The sequence below is a fragment of the Yersinia aleksiciae genome (genome assembly GCF_001047675.1).
GTDB lineage: Bacteria > Pseudomonadota > Gammaproteobacteria > Enterobacterales > Enterobacteriaceae > Yersinia > Yersinia aleksiciae.
Map to the genome: position 1 here is coordinate 2,656,678 of NZ_CP011975.1, position 17,892 is coordinate 2,674,569.

The following is a 17,892-nucleotide window of genomic DNA, read 5'->3' on the forward strand; positions in this document are numbered from 1 at the left end:
ATTTCTCCCAAGATGCTCTATCTTTATAACTACGCGCAGACTTGAGTCGCATTCACTTTGGGGCGACCAATCTGTAGTAATCGTAAAGTATTCATCAAATGGCTACCCATCGGCGGTAGCGAAAGAATCCGTAAATTGGGGTGTAATGGCCAGTTTGGGGTTCAAAACAATAAAGGAAGAAATCGATGAAAAACACAAAATTTGCCCGTTCAGTGATGGCTGTTGTTTTAGGTACTGCGCTTATCAGCGGCAGTGTGCTGGCCGAAGATACTCTGCTCAATAAAACCTCCAACGCTGTGGACAGTACCGGTGCCAAAATCGATAGCTCCATGAAGAAAGTTGATAACTACATGGGGGATAGTGCAGCAACGGCAAAAGTGAAAAGCGCGTTGCTGGAAGAGAAATCCCTCAAAAGTACTGATATTTCAGTCGAAACTAACCATGGCGTCGTGACGCTGAGTGGCTTTGTCACTTCGCAGGCCGAAGCCGAAACCGCCGTTGAAATTGCCGCAAACGTTGAAGGCGTGAAATCTGTTAGCGATAAGCTGCATGTAAAAGATCAGAAAACACAATCCGTCAGTGAATATGCTGGCGATGCTGCGACAACCAGCTCCATCAAAGCCAAATTACTGGCTGATGACATTGTCCCGTCGCGTAACGTTAAAGTTGAAACTACCGATGGCGTCGTGCAGCTCTCCGGTACTGTTGAGAATAAAGCCCAGTCCGAACGTGCTGAAAGTATCGCTAAAGCGGTAGATGGCGTGAAAAGCGTTAAAAATGATCTGAGCATCAAGCCTTAATTGTTATCCGACTGACAGGTGTTTCGTGGGCGATTGATAAGCCCACGGAATATTTTTTAAAACGGTAAGGAGAAGCTTATGTTTCGCTGGGGCATCATATTTCTGATTATTGCGTTAATCGCTGCGGCATTAGGTTTTGGTGGGCTAGCCGGTACGGCAGCCTGGGCCGCGAAAGTCGTCTTCGTCGTCGGTATTGTGCTATTCCTCATCAGTTTGTTTACAGGACGTAAGCGCCTTTAGTATGGCTAGAGGGTTACAGCAAGAGTGAAGAAGGGGTATCCTCGACACCTGTTGTAGTGGAATTAAGGATGGATGGTGGGATACAGAATACCTATCACGCTCGGTAATATTGAGCCACTCGCCTATAAACCATATCAACCCGGTAAAATGGCGTTGGTCTGCGAGGGCGGCGGGCAGCGGGGAATTTTTACAGCCGGCGTGCTGGATGAATTCCAACGCGCCCGCTTTAACCCTTTTGATCTGATGATCGGCACGTCTGCTGGCGCACAAAACCTCTCTGCTTTTATCTGCGGTCAACCAGGCTATGCTCGCCGCGTCATTACCCGTTACACCACAACTGCCGACTTCTTCAACCCATTACGCTTTGTCCGTGGTGGGCACTTAATTGATCTCGATTGGCTGGTGGATATCACCTCGCAGCAATTGCCGCTGGCACTCGATCACGCCGAACAACACCTGACTAATGGGCGCGAATTCTTGATGTGTGCCTGTCGCAGTGATGATTTCGAGCCAACCTATATCGCCCCAACTCGTGAAAGCTGGCTGCCGGCGCTTAAAGCCTCCAGTGCCATTCCCGGTTTCTACCGTCAGGGCGTTGATTTAGATGGCATAAGTTATCAGGACGGCGGCATCAGCGATGCAATTCCGGTCGAAGAAGCTTACCGCCGTGGCGCGGATACCATCGTGGTTATTCGTACCGTCCCTTCGCAAGCTTACTGCACCCCGCAATGGATGAAGCGCATGGAGCACTTGCTGAGTGAAAGCAGCTTGCAGCAACTGGTACGGATCATGCAGCAGCATGAACAGAGCTATCATCGTATTCAGCAATTTATTGAGAAGCCGCCGGGTGACCTGCGGATTTTCGAGATTTTCCCGCCTAAACCTCTCGCCAGCAATGCGCTGGGGAGCCGTGTTGCGGCCCTGAATCAAGATTACCATTTGGGCCGCCGCTGTGGTCGCTATTTCCTGGCCACCGTCGGGCACTGGCTGTTGCCCCGTGACGGGCAGTATCAAGCCGAAATCAGTGGCGAGAAAACCGCGATCCCTCTCTCCCGCCGTATGATCCAGCCACAAGATATTAACCAGCCAGATGATATGGCCGAGTTGATTGATGCCGATGATTCTTCATTTGATATCATCCAAACGCCGGATATCATTACGCCAATCGATTCAGTTGCGGTGGCGAATCAACATCTTCCGGCTCAGATGACAATGGCAGACAGTGGGCTTATTGTGCCAACCACGGCGCGCAGTAAAAGCAAAGGTGATACCGCATAATGGCGCAGATAACGGGGTCGACGCCTCCACTTATCGATACCCCCTATTTTGTTGACACCCACTGTCACTTTGACTTTCCACCCTTTAGTGGCGAGGAAGCCGCCAGTTTAGCGAGTGCGGCGCAGGCGAATGTCAGGCAACTGATTATCCCTGCCGTCAGTGCAGCTTACTTCCCTCGTGTTTTAGCCTTGGCTGAGCGCTATCCGCCGCTGTTTGCGGCACTGGGCATGCATCCGCTCTATATTGCTGAGCACCAAGAGGCCGATTTGGCAACGCTGGCCTCTTATTTAGCGAATAAACCTGAAAAAGTGGTGGCGGTGGGGGAGATGGGTCTGGATCTCTATATGGAGGAGCCGCAATTTCCACGGCAATTGGCGTTATTGCAGGCTCAGCTCAAGCTGGCGAAACAGCATGATCTCCCGGTTATTTTGCATTCCCGCCGCGCCCATGACCCACTGGCTGCCGCATTGCGCAAAGTGGCGTTGCCACGCACTGGCGTGGTGCATGGTTTTGCTGGCAGCTTAGCGCAGGCACAGGCATTTATTCGCCTGGGCTATTACATTGGCGTTGGCGGAACCATCACTTATGAGCGGGCGCAGAAAACCCGTAAGGTTATGGCCGCATTGCCGCTCTCTGCTTTACTGCTGGAAACCGATGCACCGGATATGCCATTAGCTGGTTTTCAGGGCCAACCCAATCGCCCCGAGCGGGCAGCGCACGTGTTCACAGCCTTGTGTGAGTTGCGCTCAGAAGCGCCGCAAGAGATAGCCGTCCATCTGCTGGAGAATAGCCAGCGCCTATTTCAGTTACCCCCAAGCCAATAAATTCCCGCGATAACCTCCCAATCGGATTGTGCAATTGTGCTAATAATTAGCGAGCTATTACTTTTGCAGTGATATTTCTGTGATGATTGTCACATTAAATGTCTAACAGTTGCTCTGAGTTGTGTTTATTTGTGACAGAGATTGTTTGATCGTCAGCCCATGTCGGTATAATCCCGCCCATATTATTTTCATACAAATCATTAACAGGATGATCTTACATGCTTATGAGCTTGGTCGGGATGGCAGTACTGATATTAATAGCCGTACTTCTTTCAAGTAATTTTAGGGCGATTAATATCCGGACAGTGGTAGGGGCGTTTATTATCCAGGTGGGCGTCGGGGCACTGGTATTATATGTGCCAATTGGGCGTCGTATCCTGGGTGGGATGTCTGAAGGCGTGGCGAATGTGATCGCTTACGGCAATAACGGTATTTCATTTATGTTTGGCGGTTTGGTGTCCGACAAAATGTTTGAAGTCTTTGGCGGTGGCGGTTTTGTCTTCGCCCTGCGTGTCTTACCGGTGATTGTCTTCTTCTCCTCATTGATCGCAGTTTTGTACTATCTCGGCATCATGCAAATCGTGATTAAGGTCTTAGGTGGCGGTTTACAAAAACTGCTCGGCACCTCACGTACCGAATCCCTTTCCGCGACCGCCAACATTTTTGTCGGGCAAACCGAAGCCCCACTGGTGGTGCGCCCTTATATTGCCACCATGACTCAATCGGAACTGTTTGCCGTGATGTGTGGCGGTTTAGCCTCCGTCGCCGGTTCAGTATTGGCGGGTTACGCGCAGATGGGTGTACCTTTGGAATACCTGATTGCGGCCTCCTTTATGGCAGCGCCGGGCGGCTTGCTCTTTGCTAAATTGATGGTGCCAGAAACGGAAAAAACCCACGATACCGTCGATGCCACCACACTGATTGCCGAAGATGAGCGTCCGGCTAACGTGATTGACGCGGCGGCTTCCGGTGCGGCTTCTGGTCTGCAATTGGCGCTGAATGTCGGCGCAATGTTGCTGGCTTTCATCGCATTGATTGCTTTGCTGAATGGTATTTTAGGCGGAATTGGCGGCTGGTTCGACTACCCGCAACTCTCGCTAGAGCTGATTCTGGGTTGGGTATTCTCCCCAATCGCCTACCTGATCGGTGTGCCGTGGAGTGAAGCCATGGTGGCGGGCTCCTTTATCGGCCAGAAAATCATCGTCAACGAATTCGTGGCATTTATGAATTTCGGCCAATATCTACAGGCAGAAGAGTTAGTCAAAGCTGCCGGCTTACAGGTACTTTCTGATCACACGAAAGCCATTATCTCCTTCGCGCTCTGTGGTTTTGCCAACTTATCATCAGTCGCTATCTTACTGGGTGGGTTGGGTAGCATGGCGCCGAATCGTCGCCATGACATCGCGCGCTTTGGCCTGAAAGCCGTTGCTGCTGGGACGCTGTCGAATTTGATGAGTGCCACCATCGCGGGTTTCTTCCTGGCCCTGTAATTAGGCCTAATCCGCCTGTACTTCAGGCGGATTCCTGCCCATAAGCTATTCTTGAAGCGAGTGGGCATAATAGTGTGATAAGCCATAAATCAGGTTATTTTGTGACTTTAATCACATATAATATTGGCGCGTTACAAGTTACTATTGAGTAATGTGAAATTGAACACATCTCATGTGTCGATAACATGTTCAAATAGCATGATTAACTTTTCTGAGTGAGAGCAGCGAATATCGCGGCAATTTCCAGGTAAGAAGAGTATTGCGGTGAGAAGGATCTCAATTGCAACCAAGGGGTTTACCCGTGGGGCTATCTTCAAGGAACCAAGTCCGCTCGCCAACGTGTTGAGTTCAAAGTCAAAGATACCGATAAAGTCTCTTGGCTCGCTCATAAATAAATGCTCAGATCTGGCAAGGTGCCGGGGCTGAAATAGTGTTGGAGAGTTTTATGACCGAATTAACCGCCTGCGCGAATCTGCACGATTATGCCAAACGCGCGCTGAGTTTGATGGATTTAACCACCCTGAATGACGACGACACCGATGATAAAGTTATCGCGTTGTGTCATCAGGCAAAAAGCCCTGCCGGTAATACGGCGGCCATCTGTATTTATCCTCGCTTTATTCCTATTGCGCGTAAAACATTGCGTGAGCAAGGTACGCCTGAAATTCGCATCGCGACAGTGACTAACTTCCCACATGGCAATGACGATATTGCCATTGCAGTGGCAGAAACCCGCGAAGCTATCGCGTTGGGTGCTGATGAAGTGGATGTGGTTTTCCCTTATCGCGCCTTAATGGCGGGTAACGATAAAGTGGGTTTCGAATTAGTCAAACAGTGCAAAGAAGTCTGTGCTGCCGCGAATGTATTGCTGAAAGTCATTATCGAAACGGGTGAGTTAAAGCAAGAGCACTTGATTCGCCAGGCCTCTGAAATTGCCATCAAGGCGGGCGCTGATTTTATCAAAACCTCTACCGGTAAAGTGCCCGTCAATGCCACGCTGGAAAGTGCGGACATCATGATGCGCACCATTCGTGATTTGGGGGTGGGTAAAACTGTGGGCTTCAAGCCAGCCGGTGGGGTGCGCACCGCTGAAGATGCCGCGCAATTCCTACAACTGGCCGATCAATTGATGGGTGAAGGTTGGGCCGATGCTCGCCACTTCCGCTTCGGGGCGTCCAGTCTGTTAGCCAGCTTATTAACAACGCTGGGTCATCAGAGCGACAGCAAAAGCAGCGGCTATTGACCGTTCGTGCTGATTGAACTTAGCCAATAACTGAATTTAGCAGATGCACTGCGGGCTGATTTGCTCGCAGTGCGGCTTTCATTCCATAAACAGGGGGATGCCTTGTTTCTCGCACAAGAAATTATCCGTAAAAAACGCGACGGTCAGCCACTCAGTGAAGAAGAAATTCGCTTCTTTATCAATGGTATTCGTGACAACGTGGTTTCCGAAGGGCAGATTGCTGCTCTGGCGATGACCATTTACTTCCATGATATGAGCATGCCTGAACGTGTGGCACTCACCATGGCGATGCGTGATTCTGGCACGGTACTGAACTGGAAGAGCCTCAATCTCAATGGCCCGATTGTGGATAAACACTCCACGGGCGGTGTCGGTGATGTGACATCGCTGATGCTCGGCCCTATGATCGCCGCCTGTGGGGGTTATGTGCCGATGATCTCAGGCCGTGGTTTGGGGCATACCGGCGGGACACTGGATAAACTGGAAGCCATTCCCGGTTTTGATATTTTCCCTGATGATAATACGTTCCGCAAAATCATTCAGAATATTGGTGTGGCGATTATCGGCCAAACCAGCTCGCTGGCACCGGCGGATAAGCGTTTTTATGCCACCCGTGATATCACCGCGACAGTGGACTCTATCCCACTGATTACCGCCTCCATTCTGGCCAAGAAACTGGCGGAAGGATTAGATGCGTTGGTGATGGACGTTAAAGTCGGCTCTGGTGCGTTTATGCCGACCTATCAGCTATCTGCTGATTTGGCGCAGGCGATTGTCAGCGTAGCGAATGGTGCAGGTTGCAAAACCACGGCGCTGCTGACCGACATGAACCAAGTTTTGGCCTCCAGCGCCGGTAATGGCGTTGAAGTACGCGAAGCGGTGCGCTTCCTGACTGGCGAATATCGCAACCCACGTCTGCTGGAAGTGACCATGGCGCTGTGTGTGGAAATGCTGCTGTCAGGTGGTTTGGCGCAAGATGATGCCGATGCCAGAGTCAAGCTGCAAGCGGTGCTGGATAACGGCAAAGCGGCAGAAATTTTTGGCCGTATGGTGGCGGCGCAAAAAGGCCCGAGTGATTTCGTCGAGCGCTATGACAGCTACTTGCCGGTTGCCATGTTGAGTAAGCCGGTGTTTGCTGAGCGGCCGGGTATTATCACTGCCATGGATACACGGGCATTAGGTATGGCGGTGGTCGCCCTCGGCGGTGGCCGTCGTCGCGCCACAGATTCTATTGATTACAGTGTTGGTTTAACCGATATGGCCCGTTTGGGTGCCAGTGTTGATGGTCAACGGCCATTGGCCGTGATTCATGCCAATAACGAAGATGATTGGCAGCAGGCGGCAGATGCCGTGCGCACGGCAATGACACTGGGTGACAAAGTACCGGAAGAGACGCCGGTGATCTATCGCCGTATCACTGAATAACCGCCCCATTTTGATGATCCCCGCCAGGCGGGTGAATCTTTGCAGGAGAGAATAATGAAACGTACATTTATTATGGTTTTAGACTCATTTGGTATCGGCGCGAGTGAAGATGCTAAAAAATTTGGTGATGAAGGGGCGGATACACTGGGCCACATCGCTGAGGTCTGCGCCCGTGGTGAAGCTAATGTCGGCCGTAGCGGTCCATTGACACTGCCGAACCTGAGCCGTTTAGGGCTGGGTAAAGCGGCTGAGGAGTCGACTGGTAAATTCCCGGTAGGGCTGGATAAAGACGCAGATATCATTGGCGCTTATGGTTATGCCAGCGAGTTATCCTCCGGTAAAGACACGCCATCAGGTCACTGGGAAATTGCCGGTGTGCCGGTATTGTTCGACTGGGGTTACTTCAGCGATGTAGAAAACAGCTTCCCGCCGGAATTACTGGATAAACTGGTCAAACGCGCCAATTTGCCGGGCTATCTGGGTAACTGCCACTCAAGCGGCACGGTTATCCTCGATCAACTGGGCGAAGAGCATATGAAAACCGGCAAGCCGATTTTCTACACCTCAGCTGACTCGGTGTTCCAGATTGCCTGCCATGAAGAGACATTTGGTCTGGATCGCCTGTATGAGCTGTGCGAAATTGCCCGCGAAGAGCTGACTGAAGGCGGCTACAATATTGGTCGCGTGATTGCTCGTCCGTTCATCGGTGATAAGCCGGGTAACTTCCAGCGCACCGGTAACCGCCACGATTTGGCCGTTGAACCGCCAGCGCCGACCATGCTGAAGAAACTGGTGGATGAGAAGGGCGGCGAAGTGGTCTCAATCGGTAAAATCGCCGATATCTACGCTCATGTTGGTATCACGCAAAAAGTGAAAGCCACGGGTCTGGATGCGCTGTTTGACGCCACTATAGAAGAGATGAAAAAAGCGGGTGATAACACTATCGTGTTCACCAACTTTGTTGATTTTGACTCTTCCTACGGTCACCGCCGTGATGTTGCTGGTTATGCCGCGGCACTGGAACTGTTTGACCGTCGTCTGCCTGAATTGCTGGCGCTGGTGAAAGAAGATGACATTATGATCCTGACCGCAGACCACGGTTGTGACCCAACTTGGCCGGGCACCGACCATACCCGTGAGCATATTCCGGTCTTGGTTTATGGCCCGAAAGTGAAGCCGGGGTCGTTGGGGCACCGTGAGACCTTTGCTGATATTGGGCAGACAGTAGCGAAGTATTTCGATCTGTCACCAATGGATTACGGTAAGAATATGCTTTAGGGCATGAAGCGAAGCTGAGCCTGTCATTTTAGGATTGGGCCGTGCTAAAAATCCTCACGTACTCGGGTCTTATAAGACCCGATGTAGGCTCCGGTTTTTGCGCGCTGACCGCACCCAAACTGCCTGTGCTCATCTACGCTCGCGATACCAACGTTTTTCTGAACTGCGCAACGTCGTTAAAATTTGCAAGCGGTTGGGTAATACAAAATTTAATTCTCTGATTTTTAAGGAAAGTGATTATGGCAACGCCACATATTAATGCTGAAATGGGTGATTTCGCTGACGTTGTATTGATGCCAGGGGATCCGCTGCGTGCGAAGTTTATCGCAGAAACCTTCCTGCAAGATGTGAAGCAAGTGAACGACGTGCGTGGCATGTTGGGCTTCACCGGCACCTATAAAGGCCGCAAAATCTCGGTGATGGGTCATGGCATGGGTATCCCATCCTGCTCCATTTACGCGAAAGAGCTGATCACCGATTTTGGCGTGAAAAAGATTATCCGTGTGGGTTCATGCGGCGCGGTGCGCGCTGACGTTAAGCTACGCGATGTGGTTATCGGTATGGGGGCTTGCACCGATTCCAAGGTCAACCGCCTGCGCTTTAAGGATCACGACTATGCGGCGATTGCTGATTTCGAAATGACCCGCAATGCCGTTGATGCTGCCAAAGCGAAAGGCATTGATGTCCGTGTGGGCAACATCTTCTCCGCTGATCTGTTCTACACGCCAGATCCGCAAATGTTTGATGTTATGGAGAAATACGGCATTTTGGGTGTGGAGATGGAAGCCGCAGGTATCTATGGCGTGGCCGCTGAATTCGGTGCGAAAGCCCTGACTATCTGCACCGTGTCTGACCATATCCGTACCGGCGAGCAAACCACCGCAGCCGAACGCCAGACCACGTTTAATGACATGATTGAGATTGCATTGGAATCTGTGTTGTTGGGCGACAAAGCCTAACACGCGTTCTGCGCTTTCTATTCAGCAGCAGGTCTTTCTGCTGCTGAATCTATTCATAAAAATCACCGTAAAAAATCTGTTTCTTTACATATCAGCTAATTAACGCTATAAATCTATTCATCCATCTATTCATGTTTCTATTCAAAAATCTATTCATATGCACTCTCTGGAAACGCTATTACGTCAAGGCCCAGCCACGGCGTCTTATCTGGCACAGATCATGACGATCAGTCAGCCCACCGTTTCACGACAATTAAGTGGGTTAAAAGACAACGTGCTGAAAATAGGCAAAGGCAGAGCAACACAGTATGCCTTACGACGACCTATTGCCGGAGATAGCGGGGAAGAGGGGCGATTTCCTTTGTATCGTATCGATGAGCGGGGCCATGCTGCTCATTTCGCAACACTCTATCTTATCCATCCAGCCGAAATGTGCTGCGTACATCAATTGGAATCAGATACTTGGCAGAAATTTGATAGCTTGCCTTGGTATTTGACCGATATGCGCCCTCAGGGATTTCTCGGGCGAATCTGGGGAAAGTCGGTCGCAACTCAGTTGCAGCTCGCGGATGATGTCCACTTGTGGAATGAAGATCATATTTTACTCGCGCTGTCCCGTCAGGCGGATGATATGAATGGCAATCTATTGATTGGAGAGCAGAGTTATCAACATTGGCTAGCGGCTCCTGACGCAATACCGATTGAGCCAGCAAATAAGTTAGCTCGTTACACTGAATTGTCCCAAATGGCACTCGCCGGTGAAATGGTGGGCTCTTCTGCGGGAGGGGAACAGCCCAAATTTACCTGTTATGCCGGATACTCAGAACAGCCGCCGTCGTATGTCATTGTTAAATTTACTGCTACACAGGATAACCCTAACTCACAACGCTGGGCGGATCTGCTCATTGCCGAGTCTTTGGCACTGAACACATTAAAGGGCGCAGATTACCCGGCAGCCGCCACTCATATCCTGCAAAATCAGGATCGGCAAATTTTCCTTGAGGTTGAACGTTTTGACCGATATGGGCAGCGTGGCCGCGTTGGGATGGTCTCTCTGGAAGCTGTGAATGCTGAATTTGTCGGCATGCCGATTGCCAGTTGGCCAAAAGTTTGTCGCGAACTGGCGGCAAAAGGCTTACTGAGTCCAGCACAACTTGAACAAGTGCGATTAATCTGGGCTTTCGGGGTATTGATTGCGAATACAGACATGCATCATGGAAATCTATCATTCTTGCATCCCGAAAGTAGGCCTTTATCACTAGCTCCCATTTACGACATGTTGCCTATGGCTTTTGCTCCGTCAGGTACCGGGAATATGCGGCATACCGTACCCGATATAACGTTATCAGTTGATGTCAGTCGGGAGCATTGGTTGCAGGCGCAAGAGTTGGCACTGAAATTCTGGCAAACAGTGGCGGCACACTCAGCTATCAGTACCGGCTTTAAAGTGATAGCTCGTCAGATGCAGGAAAAGATAGCGTCACTGACCCCTGTTATTGGGCGCATGGCATAATAGCTGCACTACTTCTCATCCGGTTTTTTATCTGACGTCGGTGTGTCCTCTTCACTTTCATCTTCTTCTTTCACTGGCGTATTGGCGGTCAGCAGATAGGGCGACTGCTGCCAACGGCTGCGGCGGCCTTGCAGCAGGGTACGTGCCAAAATAATGCCCACGGCCAGCGCGACCAATATCATCAGGCGCAGTAAATTGGTGGTATTATCCACCTGCTTGGATTCGGTCGCCAGCACATGGGTATCCAGCGTCATACGCAGAAATCCACTTGGCCCGCTTTTACCGGGGATCAGCTCGACAATCTGGTGGTTGAAATAACTGCCGGGGCGTTTACCATCTAAAGCCAGCCGATCGCGAACTTTTACGTTCTCTCCGGCGGCGGCCACCAGCGTACCGTCAATCTGATAGACACTGGCATCCAAGATGCGACTTGATTGCGTCAGTTGCTGGAGTACGGCATCGACCTTCTGGCTGTCGATATCATCATCACCACTGTCCATGATCGGTGAGAGGCTAAAAGTGACTTGTTTCGCCAATGTTTTCGCCAGTTCTTCGACTTGTTCTGAACGTGCCAACTGATGACTGAGGCTGAAGTAGGATGCACCTTGCATGAGCAAGACTAACAATGCCAGACAAATCAGGACAATAGCTGTCCGGTGCAGTCGAAATTTTAGTTTAGCCTTGGCCATGCAGGTTCCTTGCCGAATTCGGTGACTCTATATCCGTCATCCTTCAAGTTGCAGGTGTGTTGACGGCCCTCGTTCATCCCAGTCACTTACTGATGTAAGCGCTTGGGGATTTGCTCAGTTGCCGCCTGACTGCAACTCGAATTATTTAGGGTATATGTTGCCAGAAGCAAGGGCGATAGGATAGCTTGATGCGTTGTTTTGTCTTGCCTTATACCCAGTTTTCTACAGGAGTTATTCATGTCTAATAGTCTGACCTATTGTGATCTTCCGGCGGAGATCTACCAATGGCCGGGTTTGCCACTTTCACTCAGTGGCGATGAAGTGATGCCGCTGGATTATCGTGCTGGTCACACAGGTTGGCTGTTGTACGGCAGGAAACTGGATAAAAAGCGTATTACTGATTTCCAACGCCAACTGGGCGCGGCAATGGTGATTGTTTCCGCCTGGTGCGTGGAAGATTATCAGGTGATCCGTCTGGCGGGCAGCTTAACACCACGGATTAAAACGCTGGCCGATGAGAGTGGCCTTGATGTTGCGCCATTGGGGGCCATTCCGCATTTGCGCACCCCCGGCCTGCTGGTGATGGATATGGACTCTACCGCCATCCAAATTGAATGTATTGATGAAATTGCCAAGCTGGCCGGTGTAGGTGAAGAGGTGGCCGCCGTCACTGAACGCGCTATGCAAGGTGAGTTGGATTTCTCCGCCAGCCTGCGCCAGCGAGTGGCTACCCTGAAAGGGGCCGATGCCAATATCCTAAAACAGGTACGCGACGAGTTACCTCTCATGCCGGGGCTGACCAGTCTGGTGCGTAAGCTTCAGGCGCTGGATTGGCATGTGGCAATTGCTTCCGGCGGTTTTACCTATTATGCCGAGTATCTGCGCGACAAATTGCGGCTGGTGGCGGTTGCCGCCAACGAGCTTGAGATCAAAGATGGCAAGCTGACAGGCAAAGTTCTGGGGCCGATTGTCGATGCGCAATTCAAAGCCGACACCCTGCTCAAACTGGCCGAAAAATTGAATATCCCAGTGGCTCAAACTGTGGCGATAGGCGACGGTGCTAACGACCTGAAGATGATGCAAGCCGCGGGGCTGGGGCTGGCTTTCCATGCCAAACCAAAGGTTTACGCGAAAGCGAAAGTGGCTATCCGTCACGGTGATTTGATCAGTGTGCTGTGTATCCTGACCGGTAGCCTAAAGCATGAAGAACGCTAATCCCCTGTGTCCTTGGCACTACAGCGTTGTTAGCGGCACTCACTCACCCGAATCACTTACTGATGTAAGCTCATCGGGATGAGTTCACTGGCTGCCTAGCTGTAGCACCAATGTCTTCGGGGATGTTTTATTATTAGATTGAGGTGAATCGTGGCTAAAGCGCCAAAACGGGCATTTGTCTGTAATGAATGCGGGGCGGATTATCCGCGCTGGCAGGGGCAGTGCAGTGCCTGTAATGCCTGGAATACCATCACCGAGGTGCGGCTGGCGGCAGTGTCATCCTCGTCGTCACGAACTGAACGTTTTGGCGGCTATGCCGGTGATGCCGGTGTCAGTCGGGTACAGAAGCTATCGGATATCAGTCTGGACGAACAACCGCGCTTCTCAACCGGCTTTCTTGAGTTCGATCGGGTGCTGGGCGGAGGTGTGGTACCGGGCAGTGCCATTCTGATTGGCGGGAATCCGGGGGCGGGGAAAAGTACCCTGCTGCTGCAAACACTCTGCAAATTGTCCGAAAATATGAAAACCCTGTATGTCACTGGCGAAGAGTCATTGCAACAGGTTGCTATGCGCGCGCACCGCCTGGGCTTGCCCACGGGGGGCCTGAATATGCTGTCGGAAACCAGTATCGAGCAGATCTGCCTGATTGCCGAGCAAGAGCAGCCACGGCTGATGGTGATCGACTCTATTCAGGTGATGCACATGGCGGATATCCAATCGTCCCCGGGCAGTGTGGCGCAAGTGCGCGAAACCGCCGCCTATCTGACGCGCTTTGCCAAAACGCGTGGTGTCGCCATTGTGATGGTGGGCCACGTGACCAAAGATGGCTCGCTGGCGGGGCCAAAAGTGCTGGAGCATTGTATCGACTGCTCAGTGATGCTCGATGGTGACGGTGACTCACGTTTTCGCACCTTACGCAGCCACAAAAACCGCTTCGGTGCTGTCAATGAGCTCGGCGTCTTCGCCATGACCGAGCAGGGCCTGCGGGAAGTCAGTAATCCGTCAGCGATCTTCCTCAGCCGAGGGGATGAAGTGACGGCGGGCAGTTCAGTGATGGTGGTGTGGGAAGGGACGCGCCCGCTGCTGGTTGAGATTCAGGCGCTGGTGGATCACTCCATGATGTCAAACCCACGTCGGGTGGCGGTCGGACTGGAGCAAAACCGGCTGGCAATCTTACTGGCGGTGTTGCATCGTCATGGCGGCTTGCAGATGTCGGATCAGGATGTGTTCGTCAATGTGGTCGGTGGCGTGAAAGTGACGGAAACCAGTGCGGATCTGGCGCTGCTGATGTCGCTGGTGTCCAGTCTGCGCGACCGTCCGCTGCCGCAAGATTTGGTGGTGTTTGGTGAGGTGGGGCTGGCGGGTGAAATCAGGCCGGTGCCAAGTGGTCAGGAGCGTATTTCCGAAGCCGCTAAACACGGTTTTAAACGCGCTATCGTGCCATACGCCAATATGCCGAAGAAGCCGCTGCCCAATATGCAGGTTTTCGGTGTGAAGAAACTGGCTGATGCCTTGGCGGTTTTAGAAGATCTGTAATCACGCATTTAGTAGTACGAATCTCGCAGCATACTGTGTTATTTTTGTTTAGCGCACTAAACAAGGAGGCGGCATGCTGCAGTTCGACTATCTCAAAACAGCCATTAAGCAAAAGGGGTGTACCTTACAGCAGGTGGCTGAAGCCAGCGGTATGACGAAAGGGTATTTAAGCCAGCTACTCAACGACAAGATCAAAAGCCCCAGTGCGCAAAAGCTGGAAGCCTTACACCGTTTTCTTGAGCTGGAATTCCCCCGCCGCGAGAAAAAAGTGGGGGTGGTGTTTGGTAAATTTTACCCGCTCCACACCGGCCACATCTTTTTAATCCAGCGCGCCTGTAGTCAGGTTGACGAGCTGCATGTCATTTTGTGCCACGATGACCCCCGCGATCGTGAGCTGTTCGAGAACAGTTCAATGTCACAACAGCCCACGGTCAGTGATCGCCTGCGCTGGTTGCTGCAAACCTTTAAGTATCAGAAAAATATCCATATTCACTCATTTGATGAGCATGGAATTGAACCCTATCCCCATGGTTGGGATGTCTGGAGTCGTGGCGTCAAAAAATTCATGGCGGAAAAGGGCATCGTCCCCAGTTTTATTTACTCCAGCGAGAGTCAGGACGCGCCACGTTACCGCGAGCAGTTGGGTATCGAAACCATTCTGATCGACCCACAGCGCTCATTTATGAATATCAGTGGCCGTCAAATCCGCCGCGACCCTTTCCGCTACTGGGATTACATTCCGACAGAAGTGAAGCCCTTTTTTGTCCGTACCGTGGCGATATTGGGGGGCGAATCCAGCGGGAAATCTACCCTAGTCAATAAGTTAGCTAATATCTTCAATACCACCAGTGCGTGGGAGTATGGTCGCGACTATGTGTTCTCTCATCTGGGGGGCGATGAGATGGCGCTGCAATATTCCGATTATGACAAGATAGCGCTGGGGCAGGCGCAGTACGTGGATTTTGCGGTGAAATACGCCAATAAAGTGGCCTTTATCGATACCGACTTTGTCACCACCCAGGCCTTCTGCAAAAAATATGAGGGGCGCGAGCACCCCTTTGTGCAGGCGCTGATTGATGAATACCGTTTTGATCTGGTTATCTTGCTGGAAAACAACACGCCATGGGTTGCCGATGGGTTGCGTAGCCTTGGCAGTGATCGTGACCGCAAAGCCTTCCAGAACTTACTGGAGCAGATGTTGCGCAGCAATAATATTGAATATGTGCATGTTGAATCCGCAGATTATGATGCACGTTTCCTGCGCTGCGTCGAGTTGGTTCAGCAACTGTTGGCCGCCGACCTGCAACGCCTTGCCCGCCCTTCCGTATTGGCTGAAGGGCGGGAAGAGTCACGTTAGTAAGCAATAACTATCTTGCCCTGCATATGCCCGCCCGCCACTTGGGCATGGGCGGCATGCAGGTTTTCCACTGTCAGGCCGTGCAGTGTTTCGCTCAGGGTCCCTTGCAGTTTTCCCTCATCCACGAGCTGACTCACCTGCTTGAGAATCTCCCCTTGTTGAGCGATATCTGGCGTAGAGTACATGCTGCGGGTGAACATAAATTCCCAATGCAGCGCCGCACTCTTCAGTTTTAACTGATTCTGATCCAGCGGTTTTTCATTCTCAACAATGGTGCAGATCTGCCCCAGTGGCGCGATCAGTTCGCTGATAGCAGGCCAGTGGCCGTCAGTGTCATTCAGGCAGAGAATGTAATCTACTTTATCGACACCTTCTTTCGCCAATTGGGCCTTCAGGTCGTGGTAATCCACCGTCAGGTCTGCGCCTCTCTCACGGCACCAGGCGGCTGATGCTGGTCGTGATGCGGTGGCAATGACTTTTACCGGACTGCGCAATGCGGCCAATGGAATCGCCAATGACCCGACACCGCCCGCACCGCCAATGATCAGCAGATTTTGATCGGCACTGGCATCTTGGATCTTCAGGTGCTCGAACAACGCCTCCCACGCGGTGATGGCGGTTAATGGCAGCGCGGCGGCCTGCGCCCAGTTGAGGGTGCGGGGTTTGTGGGCCGCAATGCGGGCATCGACCAACTGTTGATTGGCGTTGCTGCCGGGGCGAGTGATATCACCGGCATACCAAACTTCATCGCCAGCGCGAAAACCGCTAACCTTCTCGCCGACGCTGACCACCACCCCGGCCGCATCCCAACCCAGAATTCGTGGCTGTTGCAGACCATTTTTCTTTAAGCTGCTATGCACTTTGGTATCAACCGGATTGATGGAGGCTGCTTTGACTTCAACCAGCAAATCAAAGGGGCCAGGTGTCAGCAGTTCTAGCGTGATTTCAATAAAATCAGCGGGTTGTTGTGGGTTCACTGCAATGGCTTTATTCGTCATTTTTATCTTCCTGTTTAGCGTATTCATGGAGTCTAGACCTATCTGCTGGCAGTGATAAGATGGACAATCACTAACGCAGTGTTCGTCTGAGATCAACAATCATGTTTAAGCAACTTCAGGATATGGCGCTGTTCGCGCGAGTCGCTGAGTGTGGCAGCTTTACCCGTGCGGCTGAAATGGCCGGGTTGCCGAAGTCGAGTGTCAGTAAGCGCATCAGCCAGTTAGAGCAAGGTCTGGGGATTCGGCTGATCAATCGCACCACCCGTCAATTGAATCTGACCTTTGCCGGTGAGCGCTATTTGGTGCATTGCCAAGAGATGTTACACGCGGCTGAGCGCGCGGATCTGGCACTGCAACGGCTGAAGGATAACCCCAGTGGCCGTTTGCGAATTTCAACGCCAGCCGGGTTAGGTGCCACCCTGTTGGCGCGGCTGGCGACCGATTTTCAGCGACAATATCCGGATGTACAGCTGGAGGTTTTGGTGTCGGATACCATGGTGGATCTGGTGGAGGAGGGCTTTGATGTGGCGCTGCGTACCGGCAAGCCGCAGGACTCATCACTGATTGGCCGCCGATTGGGCTATGCACCGCGCTACCTGCTGGCCTCACCAGACTATCTGGCGCAGTATCCGCCGCTCACCCATCCAAGCCAATTGGAGATGCACCATTGTATTGCCCATCGTGCCTGGCAGGCGCTGATTTTACGTCGTGACGGTGAATTTTACCGCTGGCAAGTGCCAGTGCAGCATGTCACGGATAACCTGTTGTATGCCCGCGAATGCGCCCTTGCCGGCGGCGGCATCACGCTACTGCCTGCATTTTTAAGCCGTGAAGTGGTGGCGAATCGTCAGCTCATCGAAGTGTTGCCCCAATGGCAAGCCGAGGGCAATGAGCTCTATTTGGTCTACCCAAGTCGCAAGTTAAATTCCCCCGCGCTGAGCTGTTTTATTGATGTGGTGATTGGGCATCCGGTATTTGAGGATTACATGCAAGGGCTGGCAATGTCTTGATGAGCCGAATATACTGCTTATTCGGCTCACAAAATGA

Annotated in this window: 16 protein-coding genes; 14 read left to right on the forward strand and 2 right to left on the reverse strand. The window is 51.8% G+C overall.

Annotated elements, in window-relative coordinates; genetic code table 11:
• Positions 1 to 185: 185 nt before the first annotated feature.
• From osmY to yjjJ, 10 genes are all read left to right on the forward strand, one after another.
• Entirely contained in the window at positions 186 to 800 is a 615-nt protein-coding gene (osmY, locus tag ACZ76_RS12010) for a molecular chaperone OsmY (RefSeq protein ID WP_048619134.1), read from the forward strand.
• Between the two features lie 78 nt (positions 801 to 878).
• Positions 879 to 1,040 (forward strand): DUF1328 domain-containing protein, encoded by a 162-nt coding sequence (locus ACZ76_RS18465; RefSeq protein WP_004876076.1) that lies wholly within the window; start codon positions 879 to 881, stop codon positions 1,038 to 1,040.
• Positions 1,041 to 1,112: 72 nt separating this feature from the next.
• The gene (locus ACZ76_RS12015) at positions 1,113 to 2,318 is read left to right on the forward strand and encodes a patatin-like phospholipase family protein (RefSeq protein WP_048619135.1); all 1,206 of its coding nucleotides are present in this window, start codon (positions 1,113 to 1,115) and stop codon (positions 2,316 to 2,318) included.
• Complete coding sequence (locus ACZ76_RS12020) at positions 2,318 to 3,142, forward strand: TatD family hydrolase (RefSeq protein ID WP_048619136.1); 825 nt, start codon at positions 2,318 to 2,320, stop codon at positions 3,140 to 3,142. Before ACZ76_RS12015 ends, ACZ76_RS12020 begins: the two co-directional genes overlap by 1 nt.
• 218 nt (positions 3,143 to 3,360) lie before the next feature.
• The gene (locus ACZ76_RS12025; protein WP_072080881.1) at positions 3,361 to 4,632 is read left to right on the forward strand and encodes a NupC/NupG family nucleoside CNT transporter; all 1,272 of its coding nucleotides are present in this window, start codon (positions 3,361 to 3,363) and stop codon (positions 4,630 to 4,632) included.
• A 445-nt stretch (positions 4,633 to 5,077) separates the two neighbouring features.
• Complete coding sequence (deoC, locus tag ACZ76_RS12030) at positions 5,078 to 5,875, forward strand: deoxyribose-phosphate aldolase (RefSeq protein ID WP_048619137.1); 798 nt, start codon at positions 5,078 to 5,080, stop codon at positions 5,873 to 5,875.
• Positions 5,876 to 5,977: 102 nt separating this feature from the next.
• Positions 5,978 to 7,300, forward strand: coding sequence for a thymidine phosphorylase (gene deoA / locus ACZ76_RS12035; protein WP_048619138.1), 1,323 nt, complete (start codon positions 5,978 to 5,980; stop codon positions 7,298 to 7,300).
• Between the two features lie 54 nt (positions 7,301 to 7,354).
• On the forward strand, positions 7,355 to 8,578 hold the full coding sequence (deoB, locus tag ACZ76_RS12040) for a phosphopentomutase (protein WP_048619139.1): 1,224 nt from the start codon (positions 7,355 to 7,357) through the stop codon (positions 8,576 to 8,578).
• Positions 8,579 to 8,817: 239 nt separating this feature from the next.
• Positions 8,818 to 9,537: a purine-nucleoside phosphorylase gene (gene deoD, locus ACZ76_RS12045; RefSeq protein ID WP_032896373.1), complete on the forward strand. Its 720-nt coding sequence runs from the start codon at positions 8,818 to 8,820 to the stop codon at positions 9,535 to 9,537.
• A gap of 157 nt (positions 9,538 to 9,694) precedes the next feature.
• Positions 9,695 to 11,050, forward strand: a complete 1,356-nt coding sequence (gene yjjJ / locus ACZ76_RS12050; protein ID WP_048619140.1) for a type II toxin-antitoxin system HipA family toxin YjjJ — start codon at positions 9,695 to 9,697, stop codon at positions 11,048 to 11,050.
• An 8-nt stretch (positions 11,051 to 11,058) separates the two neighbouring features.
• Here yjjJ and ACZ76_RS12055 read toward each other — a convergent pair whose 3' ends face one another.
• Complete coding sequence (locus ACZ76_RS12055) at positions 11,059 to 11,739, reverse strand: YtjB family periplasmic protein (protein WP_048619141.1); 681 nt, start codon at positions 11,737 to 11,739, stop codon at positions 11,059 to 11,061.
• Positions 11,740 to 11,976: 237 nt separating this feature from the next.
• Between ACZ76_RS12055 and serB the strand changes: the two genes are divergently transcribed.
• The 3 genes from serB (at position 11,977) to nadR (ending at position 15,847) form a co-directional block, all read left to right on the forward strand.
• The gene (serB, locus tag ACZ76_RS12060) at positions 11,977 to 12,954 is read left to right on the forward strand and encodes a phosphoserine phosphatase (RefSeq protein WP_048619142.1); all 978 of its coding nucleotides are present in this window, start codon (positions 11,977 to 11,979) and stop codon (positions 12,952 to 12,954) included.
• Positions 12,955 to 13,104: 150 nt separating this feature from the next.
• Entirely contained in the window at positions 13,105 to 14,490 is a 1,386-nt protein-coding gene (gene radA, locus ACZ76_RS12065; RefSeq protein ID WP_048619143.1) for a DNA repair protein RadA, read from the forward strand.
• A 73-nt stretch (positions 14,491 to 14,563) separates the two neighbouring features.
• Complete coding sequence (gene nadR / locus ACZ76_RS12070) at positions 14,564 to 15,847, forward strand: multifunctional transcriptional regulator/nicotinamide-nucleotide adenylyltransferase/ribosylnicotinamide kinase NadR (RefSeq protein ID WP_048619144.1); 1,284 nt, start codon at positions 14,564 to 14,566, stop codon at positions 15,845 to 15,847.
• Here the strand turns inward: nadR and ACZ76_RS12075 are convergent.
• Positions 15,844 to 16,845 carry a zinc-binding alcohol dehydrogenase family protein gene (locus ACZ76_RS12075; RefSeq protein ID WP_048619145.1) on the reverse strand — a complete coding sequence of 334 codons (1,002 nt, stop codon included), beginning with the start codon at positions 16,843 to 16,845 and terminating at the stop codon, positions 15,844 to 15,846. The two genes, nadR and ACZ76_RS12075, sit on opposite strands and share 4 nt — an antisense overlap.
• A 101-nt stretch (positions 16,846 to 16,946) precedes the next feature.
• On the opposite strand from ACZ76_RS12075, the gene ACZ76_RS12080 reads away from it, so the two are divergent.
• Positions 16,947 to 17,855: a LysR family transcriptional regulator gene (locus ACZ76_RS12080; RefSeq protein WP_048619146.1), complete on the forward strand. Its 909-nt coding sequence runs from the start codon at positions 16,947 to 16,949 to the stop codon at positions 17,853 to 17,855.
• Positions 17,856 to 17,892 lie beyond the last annotated feature (37 nt).

Excerpts from the sequence above, each read along its gene's own strand:
- osmY (WP_048619134.1), top strand. The coding sequence starts at position 186 with ATGAAAAACACAAAATTTGCCCGTTCAGTGATGGCTGTTGTTTTAGGT.
- deoB (WP_048619139.1), top strand. The coding sequence starts at position 7,355 with ATGAAACGTACATTTATTATGGTTTTAGACTCATTTGGTATCGGCGCG.
- ACZ76_RS18465 (WP_004876076.1), top strand. The coding sequence starts at position 879 with ATGTTTCGCTGGGGCATCATATTTCTGATTATTGCGTTAATCGCTGCG.
- ACZ76_RS12025 (WP_072080881.1), top strand. The coding sequence starts at position 3,361 with ATGCTTATGAGCTTGGTCGGGATGGCAGTACTGATATTAATAGCCGTA.
- ACZ76_RS12080 (WP_048619146.1), top strand. The coding sequence starts at position 16,947 with ATGTTTAAGCAACTTCAGGATATGGCGCTGTTCGCGCGAGTCGCTGAG.
- yjjJ (WP_048619140.1), top strand. The coding sequence starts at position 9,695 with ATGCACTCTCTGGAAACGCTATTACGTCAAGGCCCAGCCACGGCGTCT.
- ACZ76_RS12020 (WP_048619136.1), top strand. The coding sequence starts at position 2,318 with ATGGCGCAGATAACGGGGTCGACGCCTCCACTTATCGATACCCCCTAT.
- ACZ76_RS12075 (WP_048619145.1), bottom strand. The coding sequence starts at position 16,845 with ATGACGAATAAAGCCATTGCAGTGAACCCACAACAACCCGCTGATTTT.
- nadR (WP_048619144.1), top strand. The coding sequence starts at position 14,564 with ATGCTGCAGTTCGACTATCTCAAAACAGCCATTAAGCAAAAGGGGTGT.
- ACZ76_RS12055 (WP_048619141.1), bottom strand. The coding sequence starts at position 11,739 with ATGGCCAAGGCTAAACTAAAATTTCGACTGCACCGGACAGCTATTGTC.
- serB (WP_048619142.1), top strand. The coding sequence starts at position 11,977 with ATGTCTAATAGTCTGACCTATTGTGATCTTCCGGCGGAGATCTACCAA.
- deoD (WP_032896373.1), top strand. The coding sequence starts at position 8,818 with ATGGCAACGCCACATATTAATGCTGAAATGGGTGATTTCGCTGACGTT.
- ACZ76_RS12015 (WP_048619135.1), top strand. The coding sequence starts at position 1,113 with ATGGTGGGATACAGAATACCTATCACGCTCGGTAATATTGAGCCACTC.
- deoC (WP_048619137.1), top strand. The coding sequence starts at position 5,078 with ATGACCGAATTAACCGCCTGCGCGAATCTGCACGATTATGCCAAACGC.